Source organism: bacterium (genome assembly GCA_035307765.1).
GTDB lineage: Bacteria > Sysuimicrobiota > Sysuimicrobiia > Sysuimicrobiales > Segetimicrobiaceae > Segetimicrobium.
This window is the reverse complement of sequence record DATGHU010000005.1, coordinates 24,720-50,398: the sequence shown is the minus strand read 5'-3', so window position 1 is coordinate 50,398 and position 25,679 is coordinate 24,720. Positions and strand designations below refer to the sequence as shown.

Genomic DNA, 25,679 nt, shown 5'->3' with positions numbered 1-25,679 from the left:
CGCCCCGGTTACCCACACCCCGCTAGAGGGGAATCTCCCCTCCTCCTTCGACCGGCGCGGGGGTGATCACGAGACATCCCCGAAGCGCTTGATGTCCTCGGGTCCCGCCTTGGTCGCGACCCGCCCTTTGCCCTGGACCGCCTCGCGGATCTGTTCGACGACATCGGGGTTCGCCAACGTCGTTATGTCTCCGGTGTCCATCGTGTTCGAGATCGCTGCGAGAACTCGGCGCATGATCTTGCCCGAGCGGGTCTTCGGCATGTCGGGGACGATGCGCACTTCTTTCGGCCGGGCGATTTTGCCGATCGTCGTTTCGATCGCGCGAACGATCTTTTCCTGGAGTTGCTTGCTGGAGGATACACCCGGTCTGAGCGAAACGTACACCTCCGGCACCCGCCCCTTCAGCTCATCCACCACGGGAACCACCGCGGCTTCCGCAACCTCGGGGACGGTGAGGCACGCCGACTCCAACTCCTTGGTGCCGAGGCGGTGGCCCGCCACATTGATCACATCGTCGACCCGGCCGAGGATCCGAAAGTACCCATCGGCCGCATACAGCGCGCCGTCGCCGGCAAAGTATGGCCAGTCCCGCCAGTCCTTGCTCTTCGGGTTCTTGCAGTACTTCGCGAAGTACGTCTTGATATAGCGGTCGCGGTCGCCCCAGATCGTCTGCATAATCCCGGGCCAGGGGGCGCGGATGCAGATGTTTCCGGCTTTTTGCGAACCCCGAGGGACTTCCTTCCCCTCCTCATCGTAGATGACGGGGAAGATCCCGGGCATGCCGGGGCCGGCGCTTCCGGGTTTCATGGGATCCAAGGCCGGCTTCGTGCTGCAGAGAAATCCGCCGTTCTCTGTCTGCCACCATGTGTCCGTGATGACGGCCTCCCGCCTGCCGACGACGTCGTAGTACCACCGCCACGCCTCCGGCTCGATCGGCTCCCCGACGGTCGTCATACACTTGAAGTGATACTTGTATTTCTTGGGCTCGTCCGCGCCGACCTTGCGGAGCATTCGGACCGTCGTCGGTGAGGTGTGGAAGATATTGACGTCGAGGCGCTCGGCGATGCGCCACGGGCGCCCCGCGTCAGGATAGGTGGGAACACCTTCGTACATGACGCTGGTCGCGGCCAGCGCGAGGGGGCCGTAGACGATATAGGAATGTCCTGTGATCCACCCGATATCGGCGAAGCACCAGTAGACATCCGTCGGGTGGATGTCCTGGATGTACTTCGAGGTCCCGGCCACGTATGCCAGGTACCCTCCGGTCCGATGCTGGCAGCCCTTCGGCCGTCCGGTCGTCCCGCTCGTGTACATGAGAAAGAGGGGGGCTTCCGCGTCCATCGACACGGGCTCCACCCTCCGGCCGGCATAGTCCTTCAGGACTTCGTTCATCAGGTAGTCCCGGCCCTTGACCATAGGGGTGCTGGAGGCGGACTTATCGCGGAACCGACTCCAGATCAGGATCTTGTCGACCTTCTGGCCTTCCTTCTCGGCCGTTTTGAAGGCGATGTCCGCGTTCACCTTATGGTCAATCACCTTGCCGTTCCGATAGTAACCGTCCATGGTGATAAGGACGCGGCTCCCGGAGTCCGCGATCCTGATCCCGCACGCCTCTCCGCTGTACCCGCCGAAGACCACGGAGTGAATGACGCCTAACCGGGCGCACGCCAGCATCGTGACGGGGAGTTCCGGGGTCATCGGGAGGTGGAGCGTGACGCGGTCACCGGCCTTTAGGCCCGCGAAGTCGCGCAACAGGGCGGCCACCTCGTTGACCCGGGAGTACAGTTCCTGGTAGGTGATGACCACGTGCGGTTCATCCACCGCCTCCGGGACCCAGATGAACGCCGCTTTGTTCTTGTACTGGCCGAGGTGCCGGTCAACGCAGTTGTAGCAGACGTTGAGCTTGCCGCCGACAAACCACTTCCAGAACGGCGCATCGCTCGTGTCGAGCGTAGTGTGCCAGTACTTATCCCAGGTCAGCAGGTCGGCGTACTCCCGAAAACATTCCGGGTACCGGTCGAGACTGAATCTCTCGGTAACCGATGGATCGGCGAGGTTGGCCTGGGCGATGAACTTGGCGGGCGGATAGTAGAGTTCTTCTTCCTTCCAGTGGACGGCGATCTCCGCTTCGCTGACCTCGATCACGGCAGGGTTCTCAGGAACATCAGCCATTAGCATCGAACCTCCTTATGTACGACCTTCCCATAGATTAGGCGCAATGGCGCGCCGTCCTACTTCCTCGAAGACGACCGGTGGCCTCGGGCCCAGCCGACGCCACCCGCGCGATGATCCGCGGCGGTCACCACATCGGACCGCCGACCGGTAGCACCGGCTTTGGTGACATGCTATTGATGACCCCCGCCGCCGACGTATACCACGCAACGAGGGCGGTGATGACGCCGATATATCCGCCCCAGTGGATGAACATCGCCGACCCTGAAAAGAATCCGATGAAGAGCAGGATCTCGGTGATCTCCAGGGTCAGAAACACGAGGAACACTGCGGTGTTGGTCCGGGTACTCCAGAACATCATGTAGGTATTGAAGATGGCGAAGGCGAGCACGAACCATCCCAGCGCCGGCAGCAAATCGGCTTGCGAGACGCCCTTGCCGAAGATCTGGAGCAGGACGAACGTGGCGAGGCTGAACCAAAACGCGCCGTACGTCGAAAACGCGGTGGCGCCGAAAGTGTTCTTGTTCTTGAACTCCCACATCCCCGCCAAGAACTGAGCGGCCCCCCCATAGAAGAGAGCGAGACCGATCCAGATGATATCGGGGGCCCAGCCAGCGTTGTGAGCGCTGAGAACGAACGTGGTAAGGGCGAAACCACCGAGCCCGAGCGGAGCAGGATCAGCTACGGCAAGAGCCGGTTTCCCTTCTACCGCCATGCGGGATCCCTCCCTTTTGTGAGGCGGGCCGCACTGGCCAAAACGCGACCAATAAGCGCGCCCAGGCAACCCCCCCCCCGAGTGTGGCTCCCCTTCGCGATGGCCCACGTGGCTCCTCCTGCGGCGATGATAAGCGCATGTATGTTCGTTATCAAAAACGTGTGGCTGATGGCCGGGGTGGCTTTCGTGAGGCCGTTGAACCGCCCCCATATGTCCTTGGAGGTTGCGTGGGTGCGGTTGAAGGTGTCGGTCCCCCTGGCGGCTGTCGGTGTGCGCTTTCGCCTGAGGTCGATCCGAGTAAGCGAATGCCACATCTCTGGTCGCGGAGTCCCCCGGATGCGTTCAACGAGCAACGGATGTGCGGGAGGGGCCCCAGATCGCATGAGGAGCGAACGGGGGAAACCTATAGCCTCGGGGTTGCTTCGCTTTTCTAAAAGGGGACGGGTCAATCGTCCCGGCCCCAGGAGAACATCTAAAGGTGGAGAATGAAAACCCGCCGCAGCGGTAGGCGGGAGGCTATATCCTGACTGGACGGTGCTCGGCGGTTTGCGGATAGAGTTACGCTGGCCTTGGTTGGCTCGATCGCAACGTTCCTGGTGGACGGCTTACAGCCCGGATCCGGTACACGTCGCTGTCCGTTCCGTCTGGCCTGGGGCAGTGCGTGGTTCGGGGGATCAGCATGTCGGCGGCGACGAGGCTGCGCATCGACGTCCCGTCGGACCGACCCATGGCCTGCGCAGGGGGAGGGTGGCTGAGGCGCGCTTCGGGTCTTAAGGTAGAGAAACCGGGGAAGAAGTGCTAATATACTCTGTCGGAAGGCTTGAGCCGCGACGCTCGGGCGTGAATAGGGTTAGTGCGCCCCGCCACGCTCCCCCCCCTGCGGCTCCAGGAGGCAGCAGTCGACTATGAAAGTGAACCGGATGAAGCTGCTCATTGGTGGTATGCAGCTGCGGGACGGCGTATCGACGATCACCGATCTCCTTGGCCGGATCCTCAGCCGGACCGGGCTACACGTGATGGCGTTGGAACGGGGGTTCGCCTCGACGATTTACGGGGCGCACCAGTATGACCCTCTGATGATCTCCGATGGCCCGTCCCTCTCTTGGGGAGACGAGGCCATCGACATTCTCGTCGGGCTGGAGTATGACGTCGACATCGACGTCCCCGAGCAGCCCAACCGGGACACGCTGCTGCGGCACGGCCGACACCTGGTTGACGGGGGGGTGCTCCTCTACGACAGCTCCACCGGGGCCGTGCCGGCGGATCGGTTGGAGGCCCGGGGGGTTCACGTTTTCCCGATCCCCGCTCGCCAAATCGCGTTGCGTGACCTGAAGAAAGAGGTTGTGAAGAACGTCGTGATGACCGGGGCGCTCTTCCGCCTCCTGGAGTTCGATCAAGATGAGCGGTGGTTGCGCCGTCTTCTGGAAGAGCGGTTCGGCCGGAAGGGCCCCGATCTGGTCAATCTCAACATGGAGGCGGCCCGCCGCGGGCGCGCGGCGGTTGAAGCCATTCTGTCGGAGCGCCGGTGGCCGAACGTTGGCTACCGCCTGGAGCCGCTTCAACACCCCAGCCCGGCGGTCTACATCGCCGGAAACGAAGCCTTGGTCATCGGCGCGATCGAGGCCGGCGTCCGGTTCTACGCGGGGTATCCGATCACTCCCGCGTCGTCGATCCTCGAATTCATGGAACGGTACCTTCCTCAGTACGGGGGGCGCGCGCTCCAGGGCGCCAACGAGCGCGAGTCGATTCGCGCGGCGCTCGGCGCGAGCGCCGTGGGAGCGGTGAGCATGATCGGGACGAGCGGCCCCGGCCTGTCGCTGAAGGTAGAGGAGTTCGGGGTCTCGGGCGTGACCGAGACCCCCTTGGTGATCGTCGATGCGATGCGGGCCGGCCCCTCCACCGGGATGCCCACCAAGGCCGAGCAGGGCGATCTCTACCTGGTGACGACCGGCGGCCACGGCGAGATCCCGCGGATTGTGCTGGCGCCGTCGACGATCGAGGAGTGCTACACGCTGATCCATGAGGCGGTGCGGCTCGCTGAGGTCTACCAGTGCCCCGTGTACTTCATGACGGACCTCAACCTGAGCGAGGGGCGCGTGACGGTGCCGGAGTCGGTCTTCCACTCGGGGCGGACGGCCATCAAACGACAGGTCGCCGCGGAGGCGCAGGTGCGAGAGGAGCGATACTTCCGCTATCGGATCACCGAGTCGGGGGTCTCTCCTCGGTTGATCCCCGGCACGCGGGGCGGCGTGAGCAAGATCAACAGCACCGAGCACGACGAGTTTGGATTCGTCACCACCGAACCCGCAAAACGCGTGGCGATGATGGACAAGCGGATGCGGAAGATGGTCAGCTACCTTCAACACGACGCGCGTCCGCCACAAGTCTACGGCTCGGCCGCCGGGGGCCTCGCCATCGTGGGGTGGGGGTCGACCAAGCCCGCGCTGCTGGAGGCGCAGCAGCGCCTCGAGGCCGAGGGGACGCCGGCCGTGGTCGTGCACTTCACCCACCTCTGGCCGTTCCCCACCCACCTCGCGAAGCCCATCCTGGAAGCCGCAGAGCGCGTGATCGTTTGCGAGCACAACTACACCGGCCAGTTGGCCGAGTTGATCCAGGCCCACTGCGTCATCCCCGTCCGGCGGGTGCTCAAGTACAACGGCCGCCCGTTCTACCCGTCCGAGGTGGTCAGGGCGGTTCACGAGGTGGCGCACAACGGGGCCAAGGCGGTGCGGTTGGGAGGCAAAGAGCCCATTATGGTCGAGGCGGGTACCGATGGCTGAGGCGACGAAGTCGATCTGGGAGCAGAACGCCACCCCACGGCATCGGATCCAATGGTGCCCCGGATGCGGCGACTATGCGGTGCTCAACTCCATCAAAGCCGCGCTGACCGCGCTCGAACTCACCCCGTCGGAACTCTTCCTCGTCGGCGGCATCGGCTGCTCGGGCCAGATCCGAAACTACCTGAACGGGAACTCGTTCTACGGCACGCACGGCGGCGCGCTCGCCTATGCGCTCGGCGCCAAGATGGCAAATCCCGAACTGACCGTGCTCGCGCTGGCCGGTGATGGCGACACGCTGGCGATCGGGGTGGAGAATTTCGTCCACACCTGCCGCCGGGATCCAGACATCACCCTCGTCATCATGGACAATGGAGTCTACGGCTTGACCAAAGGGCAGGACTCTCCTTCCGCCGGGCTCGGCCAGCCGTACCTGACGTCGGTAGAGGAGCACCCCCCGTTCATCGATCCGGTCAAGCTGGCACTGACGTGCGGCGTGTCGTTTGTCGCCCAGTCGTTTTCCGGGGACCCCAAACATGCCACCGAGATGTTTGTCGAGGCGGTACGCCACAAGGGATTCGCCGTGGTGAACGATTTCTCTCCGTGCGTCACGTATAACAAGTTCAACACCTACGACTGGTTCCGCGCGCACTGCGAGTCGGTGCCGGCGAGCCATGATGCGAGCCGCGAGGATGCCGCTTGGGATCTTCTGCGCGACTTCGAGCGCCGAGGAAAATTGCCCCTAGGGGTGATCTACCGTCACCCCCGGCAGCGGGTGCCGGCGAAGCGCCTGCCGATGTGGGCGAAAGAGCTGGAGGGAATCGATCTCACCCCCATGCTTGAGGGGTTGCGCTAGGCCCCGCGTCCCCACACCGTCGCCCGAGGAGCAGCGCGCATGCGGATCGTCCGGTACTGGATCCCCGGGCAGGGGGCCAGGCTCGGCGTGTGCGAAGGCGAGACGATCAGAGAGCTGGTCCCTCCAGATGCGCCCGCGTTGGAGTCCTTCGATGCACTGGTCGACCTGGCCCGCCGCACCCCGTCCGGCGGGAGCCTCCGCGATTTCGTGGGGAATCTGCGGGGGCCGGCACCGTCGTACTCCTACCGCGACCTCGATCGCTCTCCCGATCCCGACGCTCCGCATCTGCTCCTTCCGGTAACCCCACCCGAGGTCTGGGCGGCGGGGGTAACCTACGAGCGCAGCCGGGAGGCGCGCCTCGCGGAAACCACGACCGTGGGGATCTACGACAAAATCTACGACGCCGTACGGCCCGAGGTCTTCTTCAAAGCTACGGCGTCCCGCTGCGTCGGGCCGAACGCCCCGGTCGGGATCCGCGCCGACTCGCGCTGGACCGTCCCGGAGCCGGAACTCGCAGTCGTGCTCGGCGGCGGCGGGGAGGTACTGGGGTACACACTCGGCAACGACATGAGCGCCCGGGACATCGAGGGGGAGAACCCGTTGTACCTTCCCCAGACGAAGATCTACCGCGCCTGCTGCAGCATCGGCCCGACGATTTTTCTCGCCGACGCGTCGGCGGCCGGGCGGCTGACCCTGTGGTGCCGCATCGAGCGGCGGGGCCGGACCGCGTTTCGGGGTGAGATCAGCACCGCCCGGATCCGGCGGCCCATCGCGGAACTTGTCACCTATCTGCGTCGCGCCAATGACATTCCCCCCATGACCGTGCTCCTCACGGGGACGGGGATCGTCCCCCCTGATGAGTTCGCGTGCGAGGAGGGGGATGTGATTGAGATCGGAGCCGAAGAGATCGGTGTCCTGAGGAACACCGCGGTCCGGGTGTCGTAGCTGGAGCCCCCGGTAGGTGGGGGCCGAACCGGCGCGGGATCGCCCGTCCAGGTCCGCCGCTATTCGGCCGCGCTATCGGGAACGTGCCGCTCCGGACGGTCGTGGGCCGCCCGCTGGCCCCCCAGGATCCATACCGCGAAGGTCCCGACCCCTGAGACGGCCCCCAGCAGGACGATGGCGTCCGGCGGGCCGGCGAGATCGGCCAGCCGGCCGAAGGCCAACGTCCCGACCAGCGTCGTCGCGGCAATGAAGACCTGGCGGCTGGCCATCAACCGCCCGAGGATGGCGGAGGGCGTATTGCCCATCGAGATCGTCTCGTTGGCGATCTTGGTCGCGATGTTGCCGACGCCGAACAGGAACGCCGCCGCAAGCAGGGTCTCGTACCCCAAGCCCGAGCCGAACCAGGCGATCGCCAGTGACGTGAGCAAGAACATGATGACGGTGAACGGCACGTTGGCCCACCGTTTTCCCGAGAAGGTGAGGGCGATGACGGTGACGAGTTTCCCCACGCCGACCGCGCCGGTGATGATGCCGTAGGCGAGGACCGGCAGCCCCGCCGTTTGGATGATCATCGGCGCGCGGAGCGCCGCGAAGGCCAGGGTCAGGTACCCGGGGAAGATCAGCAACGCCAAGAGGCGGTGCAGCGGGGTCTGCCAGATGTAGCGGAGGCCGTCGCCGATCTCGGTGAAGATCCTCTTTGGCTGCCCGCCGCCCAGCCCGATGCGCCACGCGACCGGCATCAGGCCCACGCACACTCCGCTGAACAGAAACGTCCCGGCGTCGATATAGAACGCCGTTTGGTAGCCCAGGGCGACAACGAGGACCCCCCCCAACGGCCCGCCGACGATCTCCGCGATCCGTTCGGTCGAGACGAACAACGCGTTCCCCGTCGGCAGGTCGTCGGTGGGCACGACCGACGGCATCAGCGCGTAGACCGCCGCCCTGAAGAACACCGTCCCGACGTTGATCAGGATCAGGAGGCCGAATCCGGCGGGAAGCGAGTGGAGGATGATCAGGGGGAGGACCGCGACGAACGCGGCCCGGGACAGGTCCGCGACGATCATCAACCCGCGGCGGTCCATCCGGTCCGCCAGCGCCCCGGCGAAGAATCCGAGCAGCCCCTGGCCGATCGTGGCCATGATGAACGTCAGCGCCACGAGGGTCGCAGAGTGGGTCAGCGCCAGCACCCAGGCCGTGAGCGCAATGGTGAAGATCTCATCTCCGAGAAAACTCACCAACTGCCCGACCCAGAGCAGGCCGTAGGCGGGACGGCGGAGGAGCGTCAGGGGCCGGAGCCAGCCCGTGCCGCGACTTGTTGTCGGGCCGGGTGCTCCCGTGGGCTGCGGGGACCCCAGGGCGGTGCAGAGGGCGGCGATCACCCGAGGATCGAACTGCGTCCCGGCGTGCTTCTGGAGTTCCTGAATCGCCGCTTCCGGAGAGCGGGCGGCTCGATAGGGTCGATTTGTGGTCAGCGCGTTATAGGCGTCGACCACCAGGTTGATGCGTGAGCCGAGAGGGACCGCGTCGCCCTGCAGCCCCGCGGGATACCCGCGACCGTCAAGCTGCTCGTGGCTGGCCGCCACGATAGGGGCGACCCCCGCCAGCCCTCCGATCGTTTCGACGATGTGCACACCGGCCTCGACGTGCGAGCGCATGACTTCCCATTCCTCAGGGGTGAGCTTGCCCGGTTTCAGCAAGACGCCGGAGGGGACGACCATCTTGCCGACGTCGTGCAGCAGTCCGGCGAGGTACGCGCGATGGACTTCCGGTTCGTCGAGATTCAAGATGCGGGCGACGCGGCGGCTCAACTCGGCGACGTCCGCCGAGTGGCCGGCGGTGTAGGGATCTTTCGCGTCGACGGCGGCGGCCAGGACCGAGACGGCGGCGAGCACCCGGCGCTGCTCCTGGCCGCGGAGGATGCGCGGGAGGTAGAGTTGCAGCGTCACACCCGCGGCGAGCATCGGGCCGAGCAGGCGGCTGGCCGCCGACGGGTCGCTGTTGACGAGCCACACCGTGATGACCGCGACGGCGGTGAACACCCCCAAATGAAAGAAGGTCGCGTTCATCAGGAACCGGAACGCCCTCGACCAGGCGATCGCCTCCTGCGTGTGCATGCGCGTGGAAATGACGAGGGTGCGGATCAACGTGTACCCCAAGGCGGCGTAGACCACCGCACCGACGTCGTCGCCCGGCCGTGATATCCCAAACGCCGCGACGACGGCCGCAGCGGCGACGAGGCACGCCAGCCGCTCGGTGCACCGGATTAGCGTGTCTCCCCGCGGTTGGTGGAAGATACTGGCGATCGAGCCGATCGCCGCTCCGAGCAGGGCCGTCGGCCAACCGAACAGCACCAGTGTGGGGATGGTGATGACGCTTGTCAGCCGGAGCTCGCCGGCGGGATCCAGGTGGATGGGAAAGAAGTCGAGCACGATAATGGTGAGCGCCGTGATGAGGACGGCCGTGCCGCCTGCGCTCGTCCAGTTCTTGATCGCGATGAGGAGGGCTGCGAGAACCTCTACGGCGAGGAGGATCGTGACGAACACGATCCGCAGCGACGGCCTTCCGTGCGGGGGAGGGGATGTCATCCGGCCGCATCGAGTTCTGTTCTCTGCTCCGCCGCGGCGCGGAGCAGGGTGATGACGATCTTTGGGTCGAGGACCGTGCCCGCCAATGACAGCAGATGGCTCGCCGCCTCCTGCGGCGACAGCGGGTTCTCGTAAGGGGGAAGCCCCTCCACGGCGCAGTCGTAGATCTCCGCCGCCGCGACGATGCGGGCGCCCAAAGGGATCGCATTCCCGCGTGTGTGGTCGGGCACCCCCTGGCCGTCCCACCGTTCGTGGTGGCCGCGGACGATTTGAGCGACCATCGGATCCGGGAACCGTGCGAGAATCCGACCGCCGATCGGCGCCCGGTCTTCGGGTGTCGGCGACCCCGCGGGGCCGGCCAGGATGCCGACATCGTGCAGCCGCGCCGCGAGTTGGACGGCTCGAAGAAACTCTTCCGGCATCCCCAACCGCCGTCCGACATCCGCGGCCAAGGTGCCGACGCGGTCTCCGTGGGCGCGCGTGCGCGGATCGATGCCTTCCATGGCCCGCACCACGGCCTCCACGATTTCGCCCAGCATTTCTCGGGCCCTGTGGTAGTAGGCGAGCTCTTGGCGTGGGATCGGGAGCGCGATCGCCGACACCCCGGTCAGGGCGAGCGCCCACAAAGGCGACCCCGTGCGCACGGCCAGGGTCGCCAGGACGATCCCCATGGGGGCGGCGAAGATCTGGCTGGGCCATTGATCGAAGATATTGTGGAGCCAAGTGGGAAGATACGGATGGCCGAACCGTCGGGACTGGTAGACCGAGAACGTGCTTTCGTTCACGACGCGGTTCGTGACGACCGCAATGAGGGCGGCGACGGCCAGGTCGGCAATGGTGGGTGCAGTTGGGATCACCAGGTGGGCCGCCAGGGTCGCGGCTCCGGCGGCCAGCCCCCACGTTGCGCCGTTCATGACGGCGAGCCACCAGGTGTACTTGCGAAACAGGAGGAGGCCGAGACAGGAGCCTAAGGCTACTCCGATCAGGACCTCTTGCGGCATCCAGACCAGGGCGGCGACGATCTTGACGCTGTTGTTTGGAAAGGTGCTCCCGCCCGAGGGGTTCGGGATCGGCTTGACGAGGTACGTCAGCGCAAAAATCGTGGCGATTCCGGTCACCACGACCGGGCGGCTCTGCGGGAACGCCCAGACCGCGAGGGGGACGTAAACCAGAATCAGTCCGAAGACATGGCCTCGTACTGTGGTCGGGATATCACTGAGGCGGATACGCATGCACGCCGAAGAGCTTAGCCGGATTCCGGGCTGGGGTTGTTCGGGCCTATCCGCCGTTGTCGCCTGCCATACCAAATGCGGGTAACGCCAACCGGGTTGCCATTGGCCGCACCCTGCCCCGATGTGCTGCCCCGGATATTCACTGCAAGCTGCCGGGTGCCAGAGACACTATCCTCCTCGATCGGCGCATCGCCGATATTTTTGGGAGGATTTTGCGGCGTGAGATGCCGCAGCGACTCTTGATCGCCCGGAATCCGGCACTCATGTAACTGGTTAGAGTGGTGCCTCCTTATGTGGACTCGAGCATCCCACGACCGTGTATCCGACCCATATCGCTGCGCTGGGATGCTTCCCGTTGAGGCCCGCTTCGTCGCTTCGCGGCGCCAGCTTATCAGGACTATTCCCATGCGAACGTAGATTCCCTGCTCCGCCCGATGGATATCGAACTAGTGATCGCCCCCGCCCTTCTGGTACGTCGCCCGTCCCTCTTCGTAGAGGTCACCCCCGGCGACGTCATTGACGACGACCACGGGGAAGTCATCGACCTGGAGCCGGAAGATCGCCTCCGCCCCCAGGTCGGGAAACGCGATCACCTCGGCGGTGCGGATCCGTTCTCCCAAGAGCGCCGCCGTCCCCTCCACGGCCCCAAAGTAGACGGCCCGACATCGTCGGATCGCCGCCCGTACCTCCGGGGATCGGCGTCCCTTACCGATCATTCCACGGATTCCGTAGGCGAGCAGGGCGGGGGTGTAGCTATCCATCCGCGATGCGGTGGTGGGACCGGCGGCCCCGATCGGCCGACCCGGGCGGGCCGGGGTCGGGCCGCAGTAATAGATCACCTGTCCTCGGAGGTCGACCGGCAGCGGCTCCCCGGCCCCGAGCAGGCGGATCAAACGCTCGTGGGCGGCATCCCGAGCGGTGTAGATGACCCCGGAGATCAGCACCTGATCGCCGGCGCGGAGACGCTCCCCCTCATCCGGGGCGAACGGCGCGCGGAGGGGGATGCGCGCCCGCGTCATAGGACGACGTGCCCCGCCCGGTGGGAGTGGCAGTCGAGGTTGACCGCGACGGGCAGGCTGGCGATGTGAGTGGGGTGGCTGTCGACGTGAACGGCGAGGGCGGTGATACGCCCCCCGAACCCGGCCGGGCCGATGCCGAGATCGTTGATGCGGCGCAGGAGATCCGCTTCCAGTTCCGCCAGGCGCCGATCGGGGTTGGGGTCGCCCACCGGCCGGAGGAGCGCGCGCTTGCTCAGGAGCGCCGCTCGCTCGAACGTCCCGCCCATCCCCACCCCAACGATGAGCGGCGGGCTGGGGTTCGGGCCGGCCTCGGAGACGCAGCGGGTGACGAACTCAGCCGCGCCCTCGTAACCCTCCGAAGGGGTCAGCATCGCCAGCCGGCTCATGTTGTCGCACCCGGCGCCCTTCGCGAGCATCGACAGGGTCAGCCGGTCTCCCCCGACGACCCGGTAGTAGACGATCGCCGGCGTGTTGTCTTGGGTGTTGACGCGATCGAGGGGTCCGCGCACGATCGACGCACGCAGGTACCCGTCCCGATACCCCCGACGCACGCCTTCGTTGATCGCTTCTTCCACCGGCCCGCCGGTGATGTGGAGGTCCTGGCCGACGTCGGCGAACACCACGGCGGTTCCGGTGTCCTGACAGATCGGGAACCACTGCTCCCGGGCGACACGGGCGTTTTCGAGCAGACGATCGAGAACCGAACGGCCGATCTCCGATTCCTCGATCGCCCGCGCGCGCTCCAAGGCGGCCAGCATGTCCGCCCCCATCTGGTGGTTGACCGTGATGCAGAGGTTCCGGACCGACTGGGTGATCGCCTCAGCGTCGATCGTCCGCATCGCTCCCCCACGAGATCGCGGTGACGTCCGAGGCTTGATCAATGGCGCCGATGGCTTCGGCCACCCGGGCGCGCCGCTCCGCGGACAGTCTCGACGCGGAGAGGGCGGTGAATTTGTCCAGCAACTCTTCGTCGGTCGCGGGATTGTCCGGGCTTCCCCTCGGTGTGTCGACCCGCACCTCGTGCCGGTCCCCGCGCTTACCCTGGACTTCCACGATCGCCCCCCATCGGTCGGGATACGCGGCCGTACGCCCCCCGTCCTCGGCGTACGTCACGCGGTCGGCCAGCGCCCGCAGCGCCGGATCGGCGAGGGTGTCGGTCGTAAACTCTCCGAGCCCGACACGTCCCCGCGCCAACGCGAGCGCCACGCAGAAGGGGAGGCTGAACTTCGCCTGGTAGGGGTTTTGGGGATTCGGGATGCCCGTCACCTCGATCGCCACGCGGAAGGTCCGGACGTGGACGCGGGCGATCTCGTCCGTCCGCAGGCCCCGCCGCCGCAACTCCAGCGCGGCGTCGATCGCCGGGTGGATGTGCCCGCAGGCCGCGTGGAGCTTAAACGAGTTCTCGTCGATGCGGTACCCCTCGCCGAGACCGTCCGTGAGCCGGGCCGGTGTCCCGCCCCCGGCCATCGCGCGGAGGATGCCCTTTTCCCCCTCGAGGATGGTACCGGAGCCGGTGAACCCGTCGCGCGCGAGCAGCGCGGAGAGGACTCCGGTCTCGGCCGCCCGGCCCGCGTGCAGCGTCTTGCTCATCGTGCCGTCCGCAAGAAACTCCCACAATCCCGCCGCCATCGTCCCGGCGCTCCCCAGGGCATCGCGGGTTTGCTGCGGGGAGAGGCCCAGGATGACCGCCCCCGCACCGGCGGCGGCAAAGGTGCCCGCGGTGCCGGTGACGTGCCAGAATCGGTAGTGGGCAACCCCGCAGGCCTCGGCGACCCGAGCCCCTACTTCGTACCCGCACGCGATCGCCTCGAGGAGCCGCCGGCCGGTGCAGTGTTCGCGCTCCCCCAGCGCGAGCGCCGCCGGGATCGTGACGGTGCCGAGGTGCATCACCGACGGCCGGTGCAGGTCGTCCATCTCGACGGCGTGGGAGGTGATGCCGTTGGCCATCGCCGCGGCGGTGCAGCCCGCGCGGCGACCGCCGAGCAACGTGGATTCTTCCGGCCCACCGAGGGCGGCGGCGAGCCGGGTGGCGATCCTTCCCGCCGGGGTGTCGCATCCGGCGTAGCCCGCCCCCAGCCAGTCGAGGACGCATCGCTTGGCCATCGTTGTCGTGAGTTCGGGGAGCGAGTGGGGCGATGCCACCCACTCCGCGAGCGCCCTGGTCGCGTGCGACGCCGGTGCGTGGACGGAGGCCATGCTACACCACTCCTTCCTCGGAGAGGCGGGCAAGCGCGGCGTCGTCGAGCCCGAGCCAGCCGCCGTAGATTTCCCGGTTGTGCTGCCCCAGCGTCGGGCCGGGGTGGGTCACCGCCCCGGGGGTTTCGGAGAACTTGGGAACGATTCCCACCATCTGCAGATCGCCGAGGTCGGGGTCGCTGACCCTGATCACGTCTTCGCGCGCGGCGTAGTGGGGATCCTCGAGGATCCGCGGCACGTCGTAGACGGGACCGGCGACCGCCCCACACTCCTCGAGGTGCTGGAGGATCGCCTCCTGGGTCCGGGCGGCCATCCAGGCGCCGATGATGGTGTCGAGCTCCACGCGGTGTGCGACCCTCGCCGCGTTGTCCCGGAACTTGGGGTCGTCCACCAAATCCGCGCGCCCGATCGCGGCTGCCAGCCGCTGGAAGACTCGCTGGCTGGTAGCGGACAAGGCAATCCAGGTTCCGTCCCCGGCCCGGTAGAGATTGCGCGGCGCGGCGTCGGGGAACTCGTTCCCGACCCGCCCCGCCAGAACCCCCAGGCCCGCGTACTGGGTGACGTGCGGGATGAGCAGCCGGAAGAGGGGTTCGTAGAGGCTGACGTCGATGACTTGTCCGCGGCCCGATTCGGCGCGGTGGTGGATCGCCGACACCACCGCGAATGCTCCGGTAAGGCCCGCGACCTCGTCGGCCAGGGGAATCGCCGGCACCAGCGGCGGAGAGTCCGCAAACCCGGTGATGGCCACCAGACCGCTCATCGCCTCTGCGACCGTGCCGAACCCGGGACGGTGCCGGTACGGCCCGGTCTGCCCGAACCCCGAGATGCGCAGTACCACCAACCGGGGATTCCGTCCGAGGAGGACGTCCGGGGCCAGCCCCCACCGTTCCAGCGTTCCCGGCCGGAAATTCTCAACCAGCACGTCGGCGCGGGCCACGAGATCGGCGAGCACCTGCTGACCGCGGGGTTCGCCGAGGTTCAGCGTGATCGACTTCTTGTTCCTGGAGACGACCTTCCACCAGACGGACTGACCGGAGAGAAACGGCCCCCACGACCGCAGGGGATCGCCTCCCTTGGGGTGCTCGATCTTGACGACCTGCGCCCCCAAGTCGGCAAGCATGGAGGTGGCGGTTCCCCCCGAGACGATCGTGGAGAGATCCAGGACGGTGAGGCCCGTGAGCGGGCCGGTTGGGATGGCCATGGGAGCGTGGGCCTTCCGGGCCTGCCTGGGAACTTCCTCGTCCGCCGGGCGCTCCCTGCCCGCCGGGTGGCTCAGAGGATCGGGGGTCTCAGCATGTTCTGCCGCGCCGCCCGCGCCGCGTCCTGGAGCGGGCCGGGGGGGAGGTCCTCGAGTTGGGCGAGGATCTCCGCGGCCTGCCAGATCAGGCGCTGGAGGTCGCCCTCCGACGGACCGTGCCGGGAGATGACCTCCTCCCACGGGCGGCCCGCGGCCCACGCCCCGACGGCGGCGGCACGCTGGAACGCCGGGGCCGGGCCGTCGCCGATCGGCGCAAACTCTCGTTCCACCGCATCCTCGGGAAGGCCGACGGCCCGCCGCCGTTGATTGAGGGCCGCGATGATCCCCCGCAGGCCGATGATCGCGCGGCGGGCCTGCTGGGGGATACCTCCCGAGGAGGAGTCGGGGCCGCGAAGGTCGGCGGCGCGCGGCGCGTACATTCCGCGGTGGCGCGGCTCGCGGCGATCCCCGAAGCGCATCCCGCGTCTCAGCGGCGGCCGCCCGATACGCTCGGTGCCCAGCGCGCCGGTGACCGCCGCCAGCGCCGCCGGGTCGGCCGGGAGGATCCGCATGCGGACCGCTTCGGCGAGCACGAGCATCCGCGGGTGGCGAATCCGCGCGGCCACCCGCCCCTGCGCCGTGAGGCGTCGTTCGGCGTCGAGGTAGCCGAGGTCGCGCAGGACGCCGGCGCGCAGCTGGAACAGTCGAACTTCCTGATCTTCGAGGTCTGCTATCTCGTCCTGAAGCCGGCGCCTCCTGCGCTCGACGGTGTGCAGATCTCGCCGGGTGGCGAGACACCGCTCCACGACCGGGCAGCCGGTGCAGGGCATCGCCACGACCGCGCGCGCCAATTCCGCGACCTCCGGGGCGGCTTCGGATCGCTTGCGGCGCGCCCGGCGCAGCCGCCGCAGCAGGTGTTCGAACCGTCCGCGCGTGGCGAGCCGGTCCGCGCAGGGTCGGTCCGTCAGCGGGTCGGGGGGGAGCGCCGCGAGGCGCCGACGCAGTTCCTCGATCCGCGGCCGCCGCTCGTAGGCGGCAAACGACCGCCGCAGCAGCGCTTCGGCCTCCCGCATCGTGGTTCGCATCAGCAGGTTCAGCACTTGGGCGTCGGAAGGGGTGAACGCAGAGGCGACGGGATCCGGGGCGGCGGCGGCCAGCGCGAGGCCGTCGTCCGCCTCGGACGGGGTTTCCACCGCGATCACCGCGACACCCAGAGCGTCGCGCCCCCGCCGTCCCGCCCGTCCGGTCATCTGATGGAACTCCGTTGGGGTGAGCGATTCCGGCCCCGCCGGCCCGTTTCGGTACAGGGTGGACAGCAGCACCGTCCGGGCCGGTACGTCCATGCCGGCGGCCAGGGTCGTGGTGGCGCAGACGAAGCGGATCAGCCCGGCTTCGAGCAGGTCTTCAACGCACATCCGCCACCCCGTGAGGTGGCCAGCATGATGGGGGGCCACCCCGCCGCGCCGGAGTGCGGGAAGCAGCGGGTGCTGGGCCAGCTGAGGCACCTGATCGAGCCAGGGCTGCAGGCGCTGGACGCGCCGCGCTTCGTCCGGCGCCGGCTGACCGCCCAGCAGACGCGCCGCCTCGTCGCATTCGCGGCGGCTGGGAAAGAAGAGGATCGCCGGGGTGAGGTGGCGGTGATCGAGTGCCTCCGCGGCCGTCCGCAGCCATCGGCCGTGGCGGCCGCGCGAGGTCACGGCGTGCGAATCGGGGGGGAGCAGGTGGCCGGCGCCGTCGGCGAGGAGGAACTGGAGCGGCACCGGACGGGCATCGAGTGTCACCACCTCCGGGACGTGCCCGCGAACCTCCCCAAGCCATGCCGCGAGCTGCTGCGCATTCGGAATCGTCGCGGAGAGGAGGAGCAGGCGCGTCTGTGGCGGGGCGAGGAGGAGGATCTCTTCCCAGGCCGTGCCGCGCTCGAGATCGGCCAGGTAATGCGCTTCATCGAGCACGATCACCTCGGGGGGCGGGGCGGTTCCGGCGGGGTCGTAGCAGGCATTGCGGAGGATTTCGGTGGTCGCCACGAGGACCGGGGCGCGCGGGTTGACCCGACGTTCGCCCGTGAGCAGTCCGACGGCCTCCGCCCCGTACAACCCCTGGAGTCGGCGAAACTTCTGATTGGAGAGCGCCTTGAGCGGCGCCGTGTACCAGATCCGTCCGGCCGGGCGCACCGCGCCGTCGGCGGCCTCTCGCCCCCGCGCGAGGAACCGAGCGATCTCCTGCTCAGCGATCCAGGTCTTGCCGCTGCCCGTGGGCGCGGAGACCAGAACATCTCCGCGCGCCAGCGCGGCCAGGGCGGCCAGCTGAAACGCTGCGGGGGCGAACGGACCGGCGGGGGCCTCGCCCACGCCGCGGAGCAGGTCTGCCAGCGTCGATTTCGGTCGCATCGCGCTCACATTCCAGAGGAGGGCGTTCCGTCCCCGTCGAACCAGACCGGCACGAGGCGAGGAGTGCCTGTGGAGCGATCGACGTGAAGCAGACCAAAGGATTGACGACGTACGAGAAACGGTTCTTGGCCGGCCTTATCCGCCAGGTCTGGCGGGGGTGTCAGGGGTTCGTCACGCTGGTGATGGAGCGCGGTCCCGGCGAGGCGGTCTACGCGTTGGAGGATCTTGTGGAGTGGTCCGCCGCACAAAGTGCGCGCCTCCGCTCCCGCTCCTCTCGGGCGCAGTCCCCGGTGATCGGCACGTCGGCCCGGCGGGTCGCCTCGGAACTCCTCGAAGACATCGGCACCTTCTGCAACGGGATCGGCGACCTGTTGGGGCACGCCCAGCAGTCCGATCTCGATCCCGACGAGGTCGAAGACGAAGCGCTGACGATGGTCGATGGGTTTCTGGCGTGGACGACGATGATGGCCGCTCAGCTCGGGATCTCCAGGAACCTCCGTCCCCAGACGCTCTGGTACGAGCGCTGACCCGTCCGCGGCCCTCCGCCGCGCCCCGGTTATCCGAGCGACCGGATGATCTCCGGGAGCGGGCGTTTGACGCACGTGAAGATCGGAGTGTCCCGCAGCGTGTACCGGCTGGCCTCGGTCTCCCGCAGCTTCATCACCAGCTCCTGAAAGCGCTTCGGATGGTCCGTGAGGAACGAGACAACGAACTCTTGATCATCAAGGCCGAAGGAGTACGCGGTGTGCAGCTGTACGTCCGGGTACTCGTGACCGATCCGAATGTGTTCCCCCATCATTCGCCGGCGGGTGTCGAGGGGCAGCGCGAACCACTCGCGGGTCTTCACGAAAGGGTAGACGAACAAGTAGGTGCCCTCGCCCGGGTCCACCTTGAAGGACCCCTCGAGGGGTTCCTCCCGCGTATACACCGATCGCCTGGTCAGGGCGAGGAGCGAGTGCCGCAGGTCGAGGAATCGGCCGAGGCCGGTCCGGTTGAGGGCGTCGGCCATGTCGAGCAGCGGCGGGAGTTCCTCACACACCTTCCAGATGAGAAAGTCGGCATCGGTCCTGAGCCCGAGCGTGGAGTAGGTCTCCATCATCATCGTGTCCCTGAAGCGGTCGACGGCGCCGAGGAACTCCGCGGCGCCGGCTTCTTTCTGGCCATCCGGCAGCAGCCGCCACTCCGGCCGGCACTTGTAGAAGGCGTAGTGCACAAAATCCTGCGTGGCGCTCCCGTGCCCGCCCTTCATGACACCATTGTATCATCTCTCGGGTCGCTGGATCGACACCCCGCGCACCCGGCGGTCTCTGCCGGTGCGCGGACGCGGAGGCACCTTCGTGGCCACGGCTCGTCGCCCTGACACGTCCGGGGCGATCGCGTGGGCGATCCCGGCGGCTGCGCTCGTCTGGATCGTGATCTTCGCGTGGCGGCCGGGCAACTTCTGGGCGCTGATGGCCGCCGGGGTGGGCGGACTCGGGCTCCTCGCGCTCCGCATCCGGGGCGCGTTTCCCATCGAAGAGGGGATCCGGATCAGTGATCTCGCCACGGGGGCGGCGTCGGCGGCGGTGCTCTACGGGATCTTTGCGCTTGGGCGCGCCGTTGTGGGCCGCGTTCTGCCGCTCGCCCCTCAGGAGATCACCAGCGTCTACCTGCTGCGATCGCAGGCGCCCGCCTGGGTGATCGCGGTCCTGCTGCTCCTCGTGATCGGACCGGGAGAGGAGCTCTTCTGGCGGGGCGTGGTGCAGTGGGGACTGGTGGCGCGGTTTGGGCCCCGGCTGGGGTGGGCGGCGGCGACGGCCATCTACGGGGGGGTTCACCTCGCCGCCGCAAACCCAATGCTGATCGTGGCGGCGCTGGTCGCCGGCGGATTTTGGGGGTTCCTCTACCTTCGCATCGGCCGCATCGCGCCGCTGGTGGTCTCCCACGTTGTATGGGATCTTCTGGTGTTCCTCGTCCTGCCGTTTCGGTGATCGCCGCCCCGTCCCGGCGGCCGCGGGGGAGGCCCCTTAGAGCAGCGCTTTCAATCGGGCGCGGTCCACGTTCCCGCCGCTGAGCACCGCGACGACCGTAGCCCGGGAGGGGAGGGACAGCCGGCCGGAGAGGAGCGCGGCAGTGGCGGCGGCGCCGGCCGGCTCGGCGAGGAGCTTGGTGCGCTCAAGGATCAGCCACATCGCCGCGGCGATCTCCTCGTCCGATACCAGGAGCACGTCGTCGACGAACCGCTGAACCGCCTCAAGCGTAAGCTCGCCGGCGATTGGACCGGTCAACCCGTCGGCGATCGTGTCGACGGAGTCCAGTCGGACCGGAGCGCCGTGGTCCAGGGCCCGGCGGAGGGTCGGCGCGCCCTGCGGCTCCACGCCGATGACCCGGATGGTCGGGCGGGTCAGCTTGACCGCCGCGGCGATTCCCGAGATGAGCCCCCCGCCGCCGATCGGGACGACCACGACCTCCGCCTCCGGCAGGTCCTCGAGGATCTCCAACCCCATCGTGCCCTGCCCGGCGATCACGTGCCGATCGTCGTACGGATGCACCAGGGTCAGCCCGCGCGCTTTCTGCAGCTCACCGACCTTGGCGAACGCCTGATGGACGTCCCCGCCGACGATCACCTCCGCCCCGTACCCGCGGCAGGCCGCAACCTTCGCCGGGCTGGCGTAGGCCGGCATGACGACGACGCAGGTGAGGCCTTCCAGCGCGGCGGCGTAGGCCACCGCCTGGCCGTGGTTGCCGGCGGAGATGGTGATCAGTCCCTGCCGTTTCTCGCCGGGGGTAAGGGTGGCGAGTTTGTTGAGGACGCCCCTCGGTTTGAACGACCCGGTCTTCTGGAACACCTCCGCCTTCAGGAACAGCCGGGTGTCGGTCTGCCGCCCCAGGGCGGTGGAGCGAACGAGCGGCGTGCGATGGAGGCGGCCGGCGATGACCCGACCGGCGCTTTGGATCTCGTCGAGGGTGGTCACATCGGTCGGCACGCCGGGGCCTACGCGATCTTGAACGTTTCCCCGGACTTCAGCACCACGACCTTGGAATCGGTCGCGTCCTCGACCCGCCGCTTGAAGGCTTCCGGGTCCTGCTCGATCACCGGCCAGGTGTTGTAGTGCTCCGGGATGACCGTGCGGGCGCGCAGCAGCTTCGCCGCGGCCGCCCCATCCTCCGGCCCCATCGTGAAATTGTCTCCGATCGGCAGGATTGCCAAGTCGAGGCCCCCTTGCGCGATCAGCGACATGTCGGAGAAGAGCGCGGTGTCCCCCGCGTTATAGAGGCGCTTTCCCTCGAGTTCGAGCACGACCCCGGCCGGATTGCCCCCATAGCTCCCGTCCGGGAACGACGACCCGTGGTGCGCGACGGTGAGTTTCACCCGGCCGAACGGGAAGGTGTGGCCACCTCCCAGGTGGAGCGGGTGCGCGTTCGCCACCCCCTGCTTCTGGCAGTAGTTGACGATCTCGAAGTTCGAGATCAGCGTGGCGCCCGTGCGCTTGGCGATCTCCACCGTATCCCCATAGTGGTCCCCGTGGGCGTGGGTGAGGATGATGAAGTTGGCCGGCAGGTCCGCGGGCTTGACCGTGGTCAGGGGGTTGCCCGTAAAGAAGGGGTCGATCAGGATGGCGACCCCCCGCGTCTCGAGCCCCCAGGTGGAATGCCCATAGTAGGTGAGCGTCGCCATTGGTTGCCCTCCTCAGTGGTGGTGGGGATGGGAAAATGATCCGCTGCCGGATGCGGGAAATCCTGCGCGGTGGCCCCGCGCGGCTACGGTTTCGAGCCGGCGTCGGGGGGGCGGGTGATGACGTACCGGCAGTGCGGGGCGCCGCCGAGGATGTGGTCGGTGCGGACCACGTCGGCGCCGAGGACTTCTTGAAACAGCGCCATCTCGCAGCGGCAGGTTTGCTGGTGGGCCTCCGCCACCGCCCGGATCGGGCAGTTGTGCTCGATGAGGATGAATCGATCGCGGTCGAGCTGTGCGTGTTCGGCCAGATACCCGTCCTCGTCCCGCGCCTTGGCCAGGAGCGCGACCTTGTCCCGAAACTCCCGCCCCGCCATCCTGGCACGATACTGCTCGACGAGCCGCTTTCGCCGGTGCTCGAACACTTCGTCGATCGTCGTTTCCCCTTTGACCGTGCGCAGGTCGTCGAGCAGCATCTGGGCGAGCTGCTCGTAGGTCCGCGGAAACAGATTGTCGCCCTGGGGGCTGATCGCGTAGAGGCGGCTGGGACGGCCCTGGCCCCGGCGGATCCCGTTCGACCGGACGAACCCGTCGCGCTCCAGGATCGCGAGGTGCTGGCGCACCCCCATCGGGGTGATCCGCAGGTTGAGGCTGAGTTCGTGGACCGTCATCGGCCCCTTGTGTTTGATCAGCGAGAGGATTTCCTGACGGGTGGTTGTCATCGGGTCGCCCTCGCCCATTATTTTATCAGAGCCCGTGCCGCCCCGGGACCCGCTGCTCGGGCCGGTGGTGGGGCGGGTCGCGATAGAATCGAACGAACATATGTTCGCAGAAGAGGGGGGGGCGGCCACCCATGCAGAAACATCAAAGCGACCGCAATTTGCCGTGCGAGGGATGCCCGTGGTCCTTCAGGCCGTGGACTACGACGCTGTGTGCGAAATCGGGAAGATCATCGCGGAGACGCCTCGAGAGGCCCCCGCCCGGGTGGTCGAATACCTAAGCGACCGGTTCTCGCATTACGATTGGGTGGGCATCTACTGGGTGGAAGGGCGGGATTTGGTCCTGGGGCCCTGGAAGGGGCCGGAGGCGACCGAGCATACCCGCATTCCGATCGGCACCGGGGTATGCGGGGCCGCCGCCGCCTCCGGCCGGACGGAGATCGTGCCGGACGTGCGCGCGGACGCCCGGTACCTCGCCTGCTTCGCCTCCACGCGGTCCGAGATCGTTGTGCCGATCCGCGCCGGTGGGCGGGTGATCGGGGAGATCGACATCGACGGCAGGACGCTGGACGCGTTCGGGCCCGCGGACCAGGAGTTCCTCGAGGCCGTGGCCGCGCTGCTGGCGATGCTGTGGCCCGCGGTGCCGATGACGTCCGCGCCGGCGTAGCCTGACCGTCCCTCAACCCCGACCCGTTGGGTGAGACGGCACAATTCCGCAAAGGGGGACATGGTGAGCACGATCATCGATCTGATCAGCGATACCGCGACACGGCCCTCCGCCGGAATGCGGGCGTTCATGGCCCAGGCCCCGGTTGGGGACGAACAGCGCCAGGAAGATCCCAGCGTCAACGCGCTCCAGGAGCGCGCGGCCGCGCTCCTCGGCAAAGAGGGCGCACTCTACCTGCCTTCGGCGACGATGGCCAACGAGATCGCCGTCAAGGTGCACACCCAGCCTGGGGATGCGGTGATCCTCGAAGAGCACGCCCACATCGTCACCAGCGAGGCGGGAGGGCCCGCGCTCCTCTCCGGGGTGATGCTGCACACGGTGGCCGGGGCGCGGGGGGTCTTCACCGCCGACCAGGTCGAGCAGCAGATCAAGGCCGACAACCCCCACTACGCGCGCACCCGGCTGGTCTGCGTCGAGCAAACCTGCAACTACGGCGGGGGGACGGTGTGGCCGGTCGACCGGCTGCGGGCCGTCGCCGAGACCGCGCACCGCCACGGATTGCATACGCACATGGACGGGGCGCGGCTCTTGAACGCCGCCGCCGCCTCGGGCGTCCCGGCCTCCGAACACACCCGCGGTTACGACTCGGTGATGCTCTGTCTGACGAAAGGGTTGGGTTGTCCCGTCGGTGCGCTGGTGGCTGGGGATCGCGCCTTCATCAAGGAGGCGCGGCGGTTCAAGCACCTCTTCGGCGGCGCCATGCGGCAGGCCGGCATCATCGCCGCGGCCGGGGTGTACGCGCTCGACCACCACGTCGAACGGCTCGCCGTGGACCACACCAACGCAAAGATCCTGGCCCGCGGGCTGGCGGAGATTCCGGGGATCGGCATCGACGTCGCGCACGTCGAGACCAATATCGTGTTCTTCGATGTGGCCGGGCTCGGGATCACCGCGCAGGAGGCGGCGACCCGACTCCTTGCCGGCGGGGTGCGGGTGGGCGCGACGGGGCGCACGCGGATCCGCGCGGTCACCCACCTCGACGTCACGCAATCCGACATCGAGCGGGCGGTGGACGTCGCGCAGACGGTGTTGGGAAAGGCGAAAGCGGGAACCCCCGGCGGCTAGTCGGCGCCGGGGGTTCCAGGATTCAACCGGCGCGATCCCTAAGGGGCGCGGCCGTGCTTGGCCTCGAACTCTTCCTTGCTCATTTTGAAGTAGTCCGCATTCATTTCGGTGAACCCCTTCCACTTGTCGGGGACGTCCGCCTCGGCGAAGATCGCCGTGACCGGGCAGACCGACTCGCACGCACCGCAGTCGATGCACTCGTCCGGGTGGATGTACAGCATGACCTCGCCGTTATCCTCGTCCGTCTTCGGATGGATGCAATCGACCGGGCAGACTTCCACACACGATCGATCTTTGACGTTGATACACGGCTCGGTGATGGTATAGGTCATTCTTCGGTGCCTCCTCTCGCGGGCTTCGGGTCCATTATACTCTACCCCCCTTAATACCTTACAAGACGGGCGTTGTCCTCTCCCCCACCGCCGCGGGGGTCCGGTCCCGCAGTTCGGCGCCGGTCGAGGTCAGCCGGGGGCACTTGGCCCCACGTGGCCCCTCCCAACAAATCCTCTGCGTCATGCAGGTGGGTCCGGCGAACTTGAAGATCTCCGGCGCGACATCCTGGAGCTCGGCGCGCATCAGGTGCGCCAGCCAGCGGATCTCCCACTGGGCGAGGTTGCACGTCCGGAGCTCAAAGAAATGCAGGAGCGCGCGGCCGTTCGCCGAGACGATGAGTTTCGTCTCGAACGCGTTGTTGAACAGATAGCGGGCGTCCTCCTGGTGCACCCGCTCGTCCCGCAGCGTGAAGTACGCCTGCACGGCCGCCTTGATCGGCTCGAGAAACGACTTCAGCATCTCGGGAATCCGAAGGATCGTCGGCGGGATGACGACCTCCACCGCCTCCTGCGTGGAGAAGTCGACGTACCGCTGGCTCTGCTGTTCGAAGGACCACCCCACCCGATGGCGCACCAATTGGTGGGAGCAGCTCCGCGAGATCCCCCGGATGCCGAAAACGAATTGGTTGTGCTCGATGCAGCTGGTGTGCCCGGCCGATACGACTCGATTGACCAGATGGGTGGTCTGCTTGGCGGAGAGGGGCTGCGGGAGATCGAGGACGCTCCCCGCGGTGTAGCATTGCCGCGCCGCCATGGCGGCGAGCCGATCGGAGTCGGGCGTCGCCGCCAGCAACATCACCACCGGCCGGACGGCGTAGATCGTGATCTCGCGCCCGTCGGGGCGCGTCACGGAGTCGACCGCCCGGCCGCGCATCGTGCTGGGGTCGGTGAGGCGGTTAGGCATCGCCGATCCCCCGTCGAACATCTCTCGCGGCGAAGGGTTCGATTCTCGGGCCGTTCGGGGATTCCTTGGACATCCACGATACCTCGGACATCACAGATTCGCTGCCCGCGGCACCCTCCCTCCCATGCCGGCGGCGGGTCCGGCGCGGTGCGCCTT

General features: G+C 67.6%; 22 protein-coding genes. 7 read left to right on the top strand and 15 right to left on the bottom strand.

Going from position 1 to position 25,679, the window contains the following annotated elements:
• Positions 1-66: 66 nt before the first annotated feature.
• Both acs and VKV57_00765 read right to left on the bottom strand, forming a co-directional pair.
• Complete coding sequence (gene acs, locus VKV57_00770) at positions 67-2,172, bottom strand: acetate--CoA ligase (GenBank protein ID HLW58437.1); 2,106 nt, start codon at positions 2,170-2,172, stop codon at positions 67-69.
• Between the two features lie 127 nt (positions 2,173-2,299).
• Positions 2,300-2,887 carry an acetate uptake transporter gene (locus tag VKV57_00765; protein HLW58436.1) on the bottom strand — a complete coding sequence of 196 codons (588 nt, stop codon included), beginning with the start codon at positions 2,885-2,887 and terminating at the stop codon, positions 2,300-2,302.
• Positions 2,888-3,807: 920 nt separating this feature from the next.
• Between VKV57_00765 and VKV57_00760 the strand changes: the two genes are divergently transcribed.
• Genes VKV57_00760 through VKV57_00750 form a run of 3 tightly spaced genes read left to right on the top strand, consistent with a single transcriptional unit; the run spans position 3,808 to position 7,465 of the window.
• Positions 3,808-5,667 (top strand): 2-oxoacid:acceptor oxidoreductase subunit alpha, encoded by a 1,860-nt coding sequence (locus VKV57_00760; protein HLW58435.1) that lies wholly within the window; start codon positions 3,808-3,810, stop codon positions 5,665-5,667.
• A complete protein-coding gene (locus tag VKV57_00755; GenBank protein ID HLW58434.1) occupies positions 5,660-6,520 on the top strand; it encodes a thiamine pyrophosphate-dependent enzyme in 861 nt (286 codons plus the stop codon). The genes VKV57_00760 and VKV57_00755 overlap by 8 nt, the downstream gene beginning before the upstream one ends.
• A gap of 39 nt (positions 6,521-6,559) precedes the next feature.
• Entirely contained in the window at positions 6,560-7,465 is a 906-nt protein-coding gene (locus VKV57_00750; protein HLW58433.1) for a fumarylacetoacetate hydrolase family protein, read from the top strand.
• Between the two features lie 59 nt (positions 7,466-7,524).
• On the opposite strand, the gene VKV57_00745 is transcribed toward VKV57_00750, so the two are convergent.
• The 7 genes from VKV57_00745 to VKV57_00715 all read right to left on the bottom strand — a co-directional run bounded on the left by VKV57_00745 (position 7,525) and on the right by VKV57_00715 (position 18,121).
• Positions 7,525-10,050, bottom strand: coding sequence for an MFS transporter (locus VKV57_00745; protein HLW58432.1), 2,526 nt, complete (start codon positions 10,048-10,050; stop codon positions 7,525-7,527).
• Entirely contained in the window at positions 10,047-11,282 is a 1,236-nt protein-coding gene (locus tag VKV57_00740) for an HD domain-containing phosphohydrolase (GenBank protein HLW58431.1), read from the bottom strand. The genes VKV57_00745 and VKV57_00740 overlap by 4 nt, the downstream gene beginning before the upstream one ends.
• Positions 11,283-11,728: 446 nt before the next feature.
• Positions 11,729-12,301 (bottom strand): Fe-S-containing hydro-lyase, encoded by a 573-nt coding sequence (locus tag VKV57_00735; GenBank protein HLW58430.1) that lies wholly within the window; start codon positions 12,299-12,301, stop codon positions 11,729-11,731.
• Positions 12,298-13,140 carry a fumarate hydratase gene (locus tag VKV57_00730; GenBank protein HLW58429.1) on the bottom strand — a complete coding sequence of 281 codons (843 nt, stop codon included), beginning with the start codon at positions 13,138-13,140 and terminating at the stop codon, positions 12,298-12,300. The genes VKV57_00735 and VKV57_00730 overlap by 4 nt, the downstream gene beginning before the upstream one ends.
• Complete coding sequence (locus VKV57_00725) at positions 13,121-14,497, bottom strand: MmgE/PrpD family protein (protein HLW58428.1); 1,377 nt, start codon at positions 14,495-14,497, stop codon at positions 13,121-13,123. Before VKV57_00725 ends, VKV57_00730 begins: the two co-directional genes overlap by 20 nt.
• 1 nt (position 14,498) lies before the next feature.
• Entirely contained in the window at positions 14,499-15,698 is a 1,200-nt protein-coding gene (locus VKV57_00720) for a CoA transferase (protein ID HLW58427.1), read from the bottom strand.
• Positions 15,699-15,769: 71 nt separating this feature from the next.
• Positions 15,770-18,121, bottom strand: coding sequence for a DEAD/DEAH box helicase (locus VKV57_00715; GenBank protein ID HLW58426.1), 2,352 nt, complete (start codon positions 18,119-18,121; stop codon positions 15,770-15,772).
• A gap of 83 nt (positions 18,122-18,204) precedes the next feature.
• Here VKV57_00715 and VKV57_00710 point away from each other — a divergent pair, with 83 nt between their 5' ends.
• On the top strand, positions 18,205-18,648 hold the full coding sequence (locus VKV57_00710; protein HLW58425.1) for a hypothetical protein: 444 nt from the start codon (positions 18,205-18,207) through the stop codon (positions 18,646-18,648).
• A 29-nt stretch (positions 18,649-18,677) separates the two neighbouring features.
• Here VKV57_00710 and VKV57_00705 read toward each other — a convergent pair whose 3' ends face one another.
• Positions 18,678-19,370: a chlorite dismutase family protein gene (locus VKV57_00705; GenBank protein HLW58424.1), complete on the bottom strand. Its 693-nt coding sequence runs from the start codon at positions 19,368-19,370 to the stop codon at positions 18,678-18,680.
• Between the two features lie 88 nt (positions 19,371-19,458).
• On the opposite strand from VKV57_00705, the gene VKV57_00700 reads away from it, so the two are divergent.
• Complete coding sequence (locus VKV57_00700) at positions 19,459-20,091, top strand: CPBP family intramembrane glutamic endopeptidase (protein ID HLW58423.1); 633 nt, start codon at positions 19,459-19,461, stop codon at positions 20,089-20,091.
• Between the two features lie 36 nt (positions 20,092-20,127).
• Here VKV57_00700 and VKV57_00695 read toward each other — a convergent pair whose 3' ends face one another.
• From VKV57_00695 to VKV57_00685, 3 genes are all read right to left on the bottom strand, one after another.
• Positions 20,128-21,087 carry a threonine/serine dehydratase gene (locus tag VKV57_00695; GenBank protein ID HLW58422.1) on the bottom strand — a complete coding sequence of 320 codons (960 nt, stop codon included), beginning with the start codon at positions 21,085-21,087 and terminating at the stop codon, positions 20,128-20,130.
• Positions 21,088-21,095: 8 nt separating this feature from the next.
• Positions 21,096-21,779, bottom strand: a complete 684-nt coding sequence (locus tag VKV57_00690) for a metal-dependent hydrolase (GenBank protein ID HLW58421.1) — start codon at positions 21,777-21,779, stop codon at positions 21,096-21,098.
• Between the two features lie 83 nt (positions 21,780-21,862).
• On the bottom strand, positions 21,863-22,498 hold the full coding sequence (locus VKV57_00685) for a metalloregulator ArsR/SmtB family transcription factor (GenBank protein HLW58420.1): 636 nt from the start codon (positions 22,496-22,498) through the stop codon (positions 21,863-21,865).
• Positions 22,499-22,670: 172 nt separating this feature from the next.
• On the opposite strand from VKV57_00685, the gene VKV57_00680 reads away from it, so the two are divergent.
• Both VKV57_00680 and VKV57_00675 read left to right on the top strand, forming a co-directional pair.
• The gene (locus VKV57_00680; protein ID HLW58419.1) at positions 22,671-23,162 is read left to right on the top strand and encodes a GAF domain-containing protein; all 492 of its coding nucleotides are present in this window, start codon (positions 22,671-22,673) and stop codon (positions 23,160-23,162) included.
• Positions 23,163-23,225: 63 nt separating this feature from the next.
• On the top strand, positions 23,226-24,287 hold the full coding sequence (locus VKV57_00675) for a GntG family PLP-dependent aldolase (protein ID HLW58418.1): 1,062 nt from the start codon (positions 23,226-23,228) through the stop codon (positions 24,285-24,287).
• Between the two features lie 38 nt (positions 24,288-24,325).
• On the opposite strand, the gene VKV57_00670 is transcribed toward VKV57_00675, so the two are convergent.
• Positions 24,326-24,619, bottom strand: coding sequence for a ferredoxin family protein (locus VKV57_00670; GenBank protein HLW58417.1), 294 nt, complete (start codon positions 24,617-24,619; stop codon positions 24,326-24,328).
• A gap of 58 nt (positions 24,620-24,677) precedes the next feature.
• Positions 24,678-25,523: an FAD-dependent thymidylate synthase gene (gene thyX / locus VKV57_00665; protein ID HLW58416.1), complete on the bottom strand. Its 846-nt coding sequence runs from the start codon at positions 25,521-25,523 to the stop codon at positions 24,678-24,680.
• Positions 25,524-25,679 lie beyond the last annotated feature (156 nt).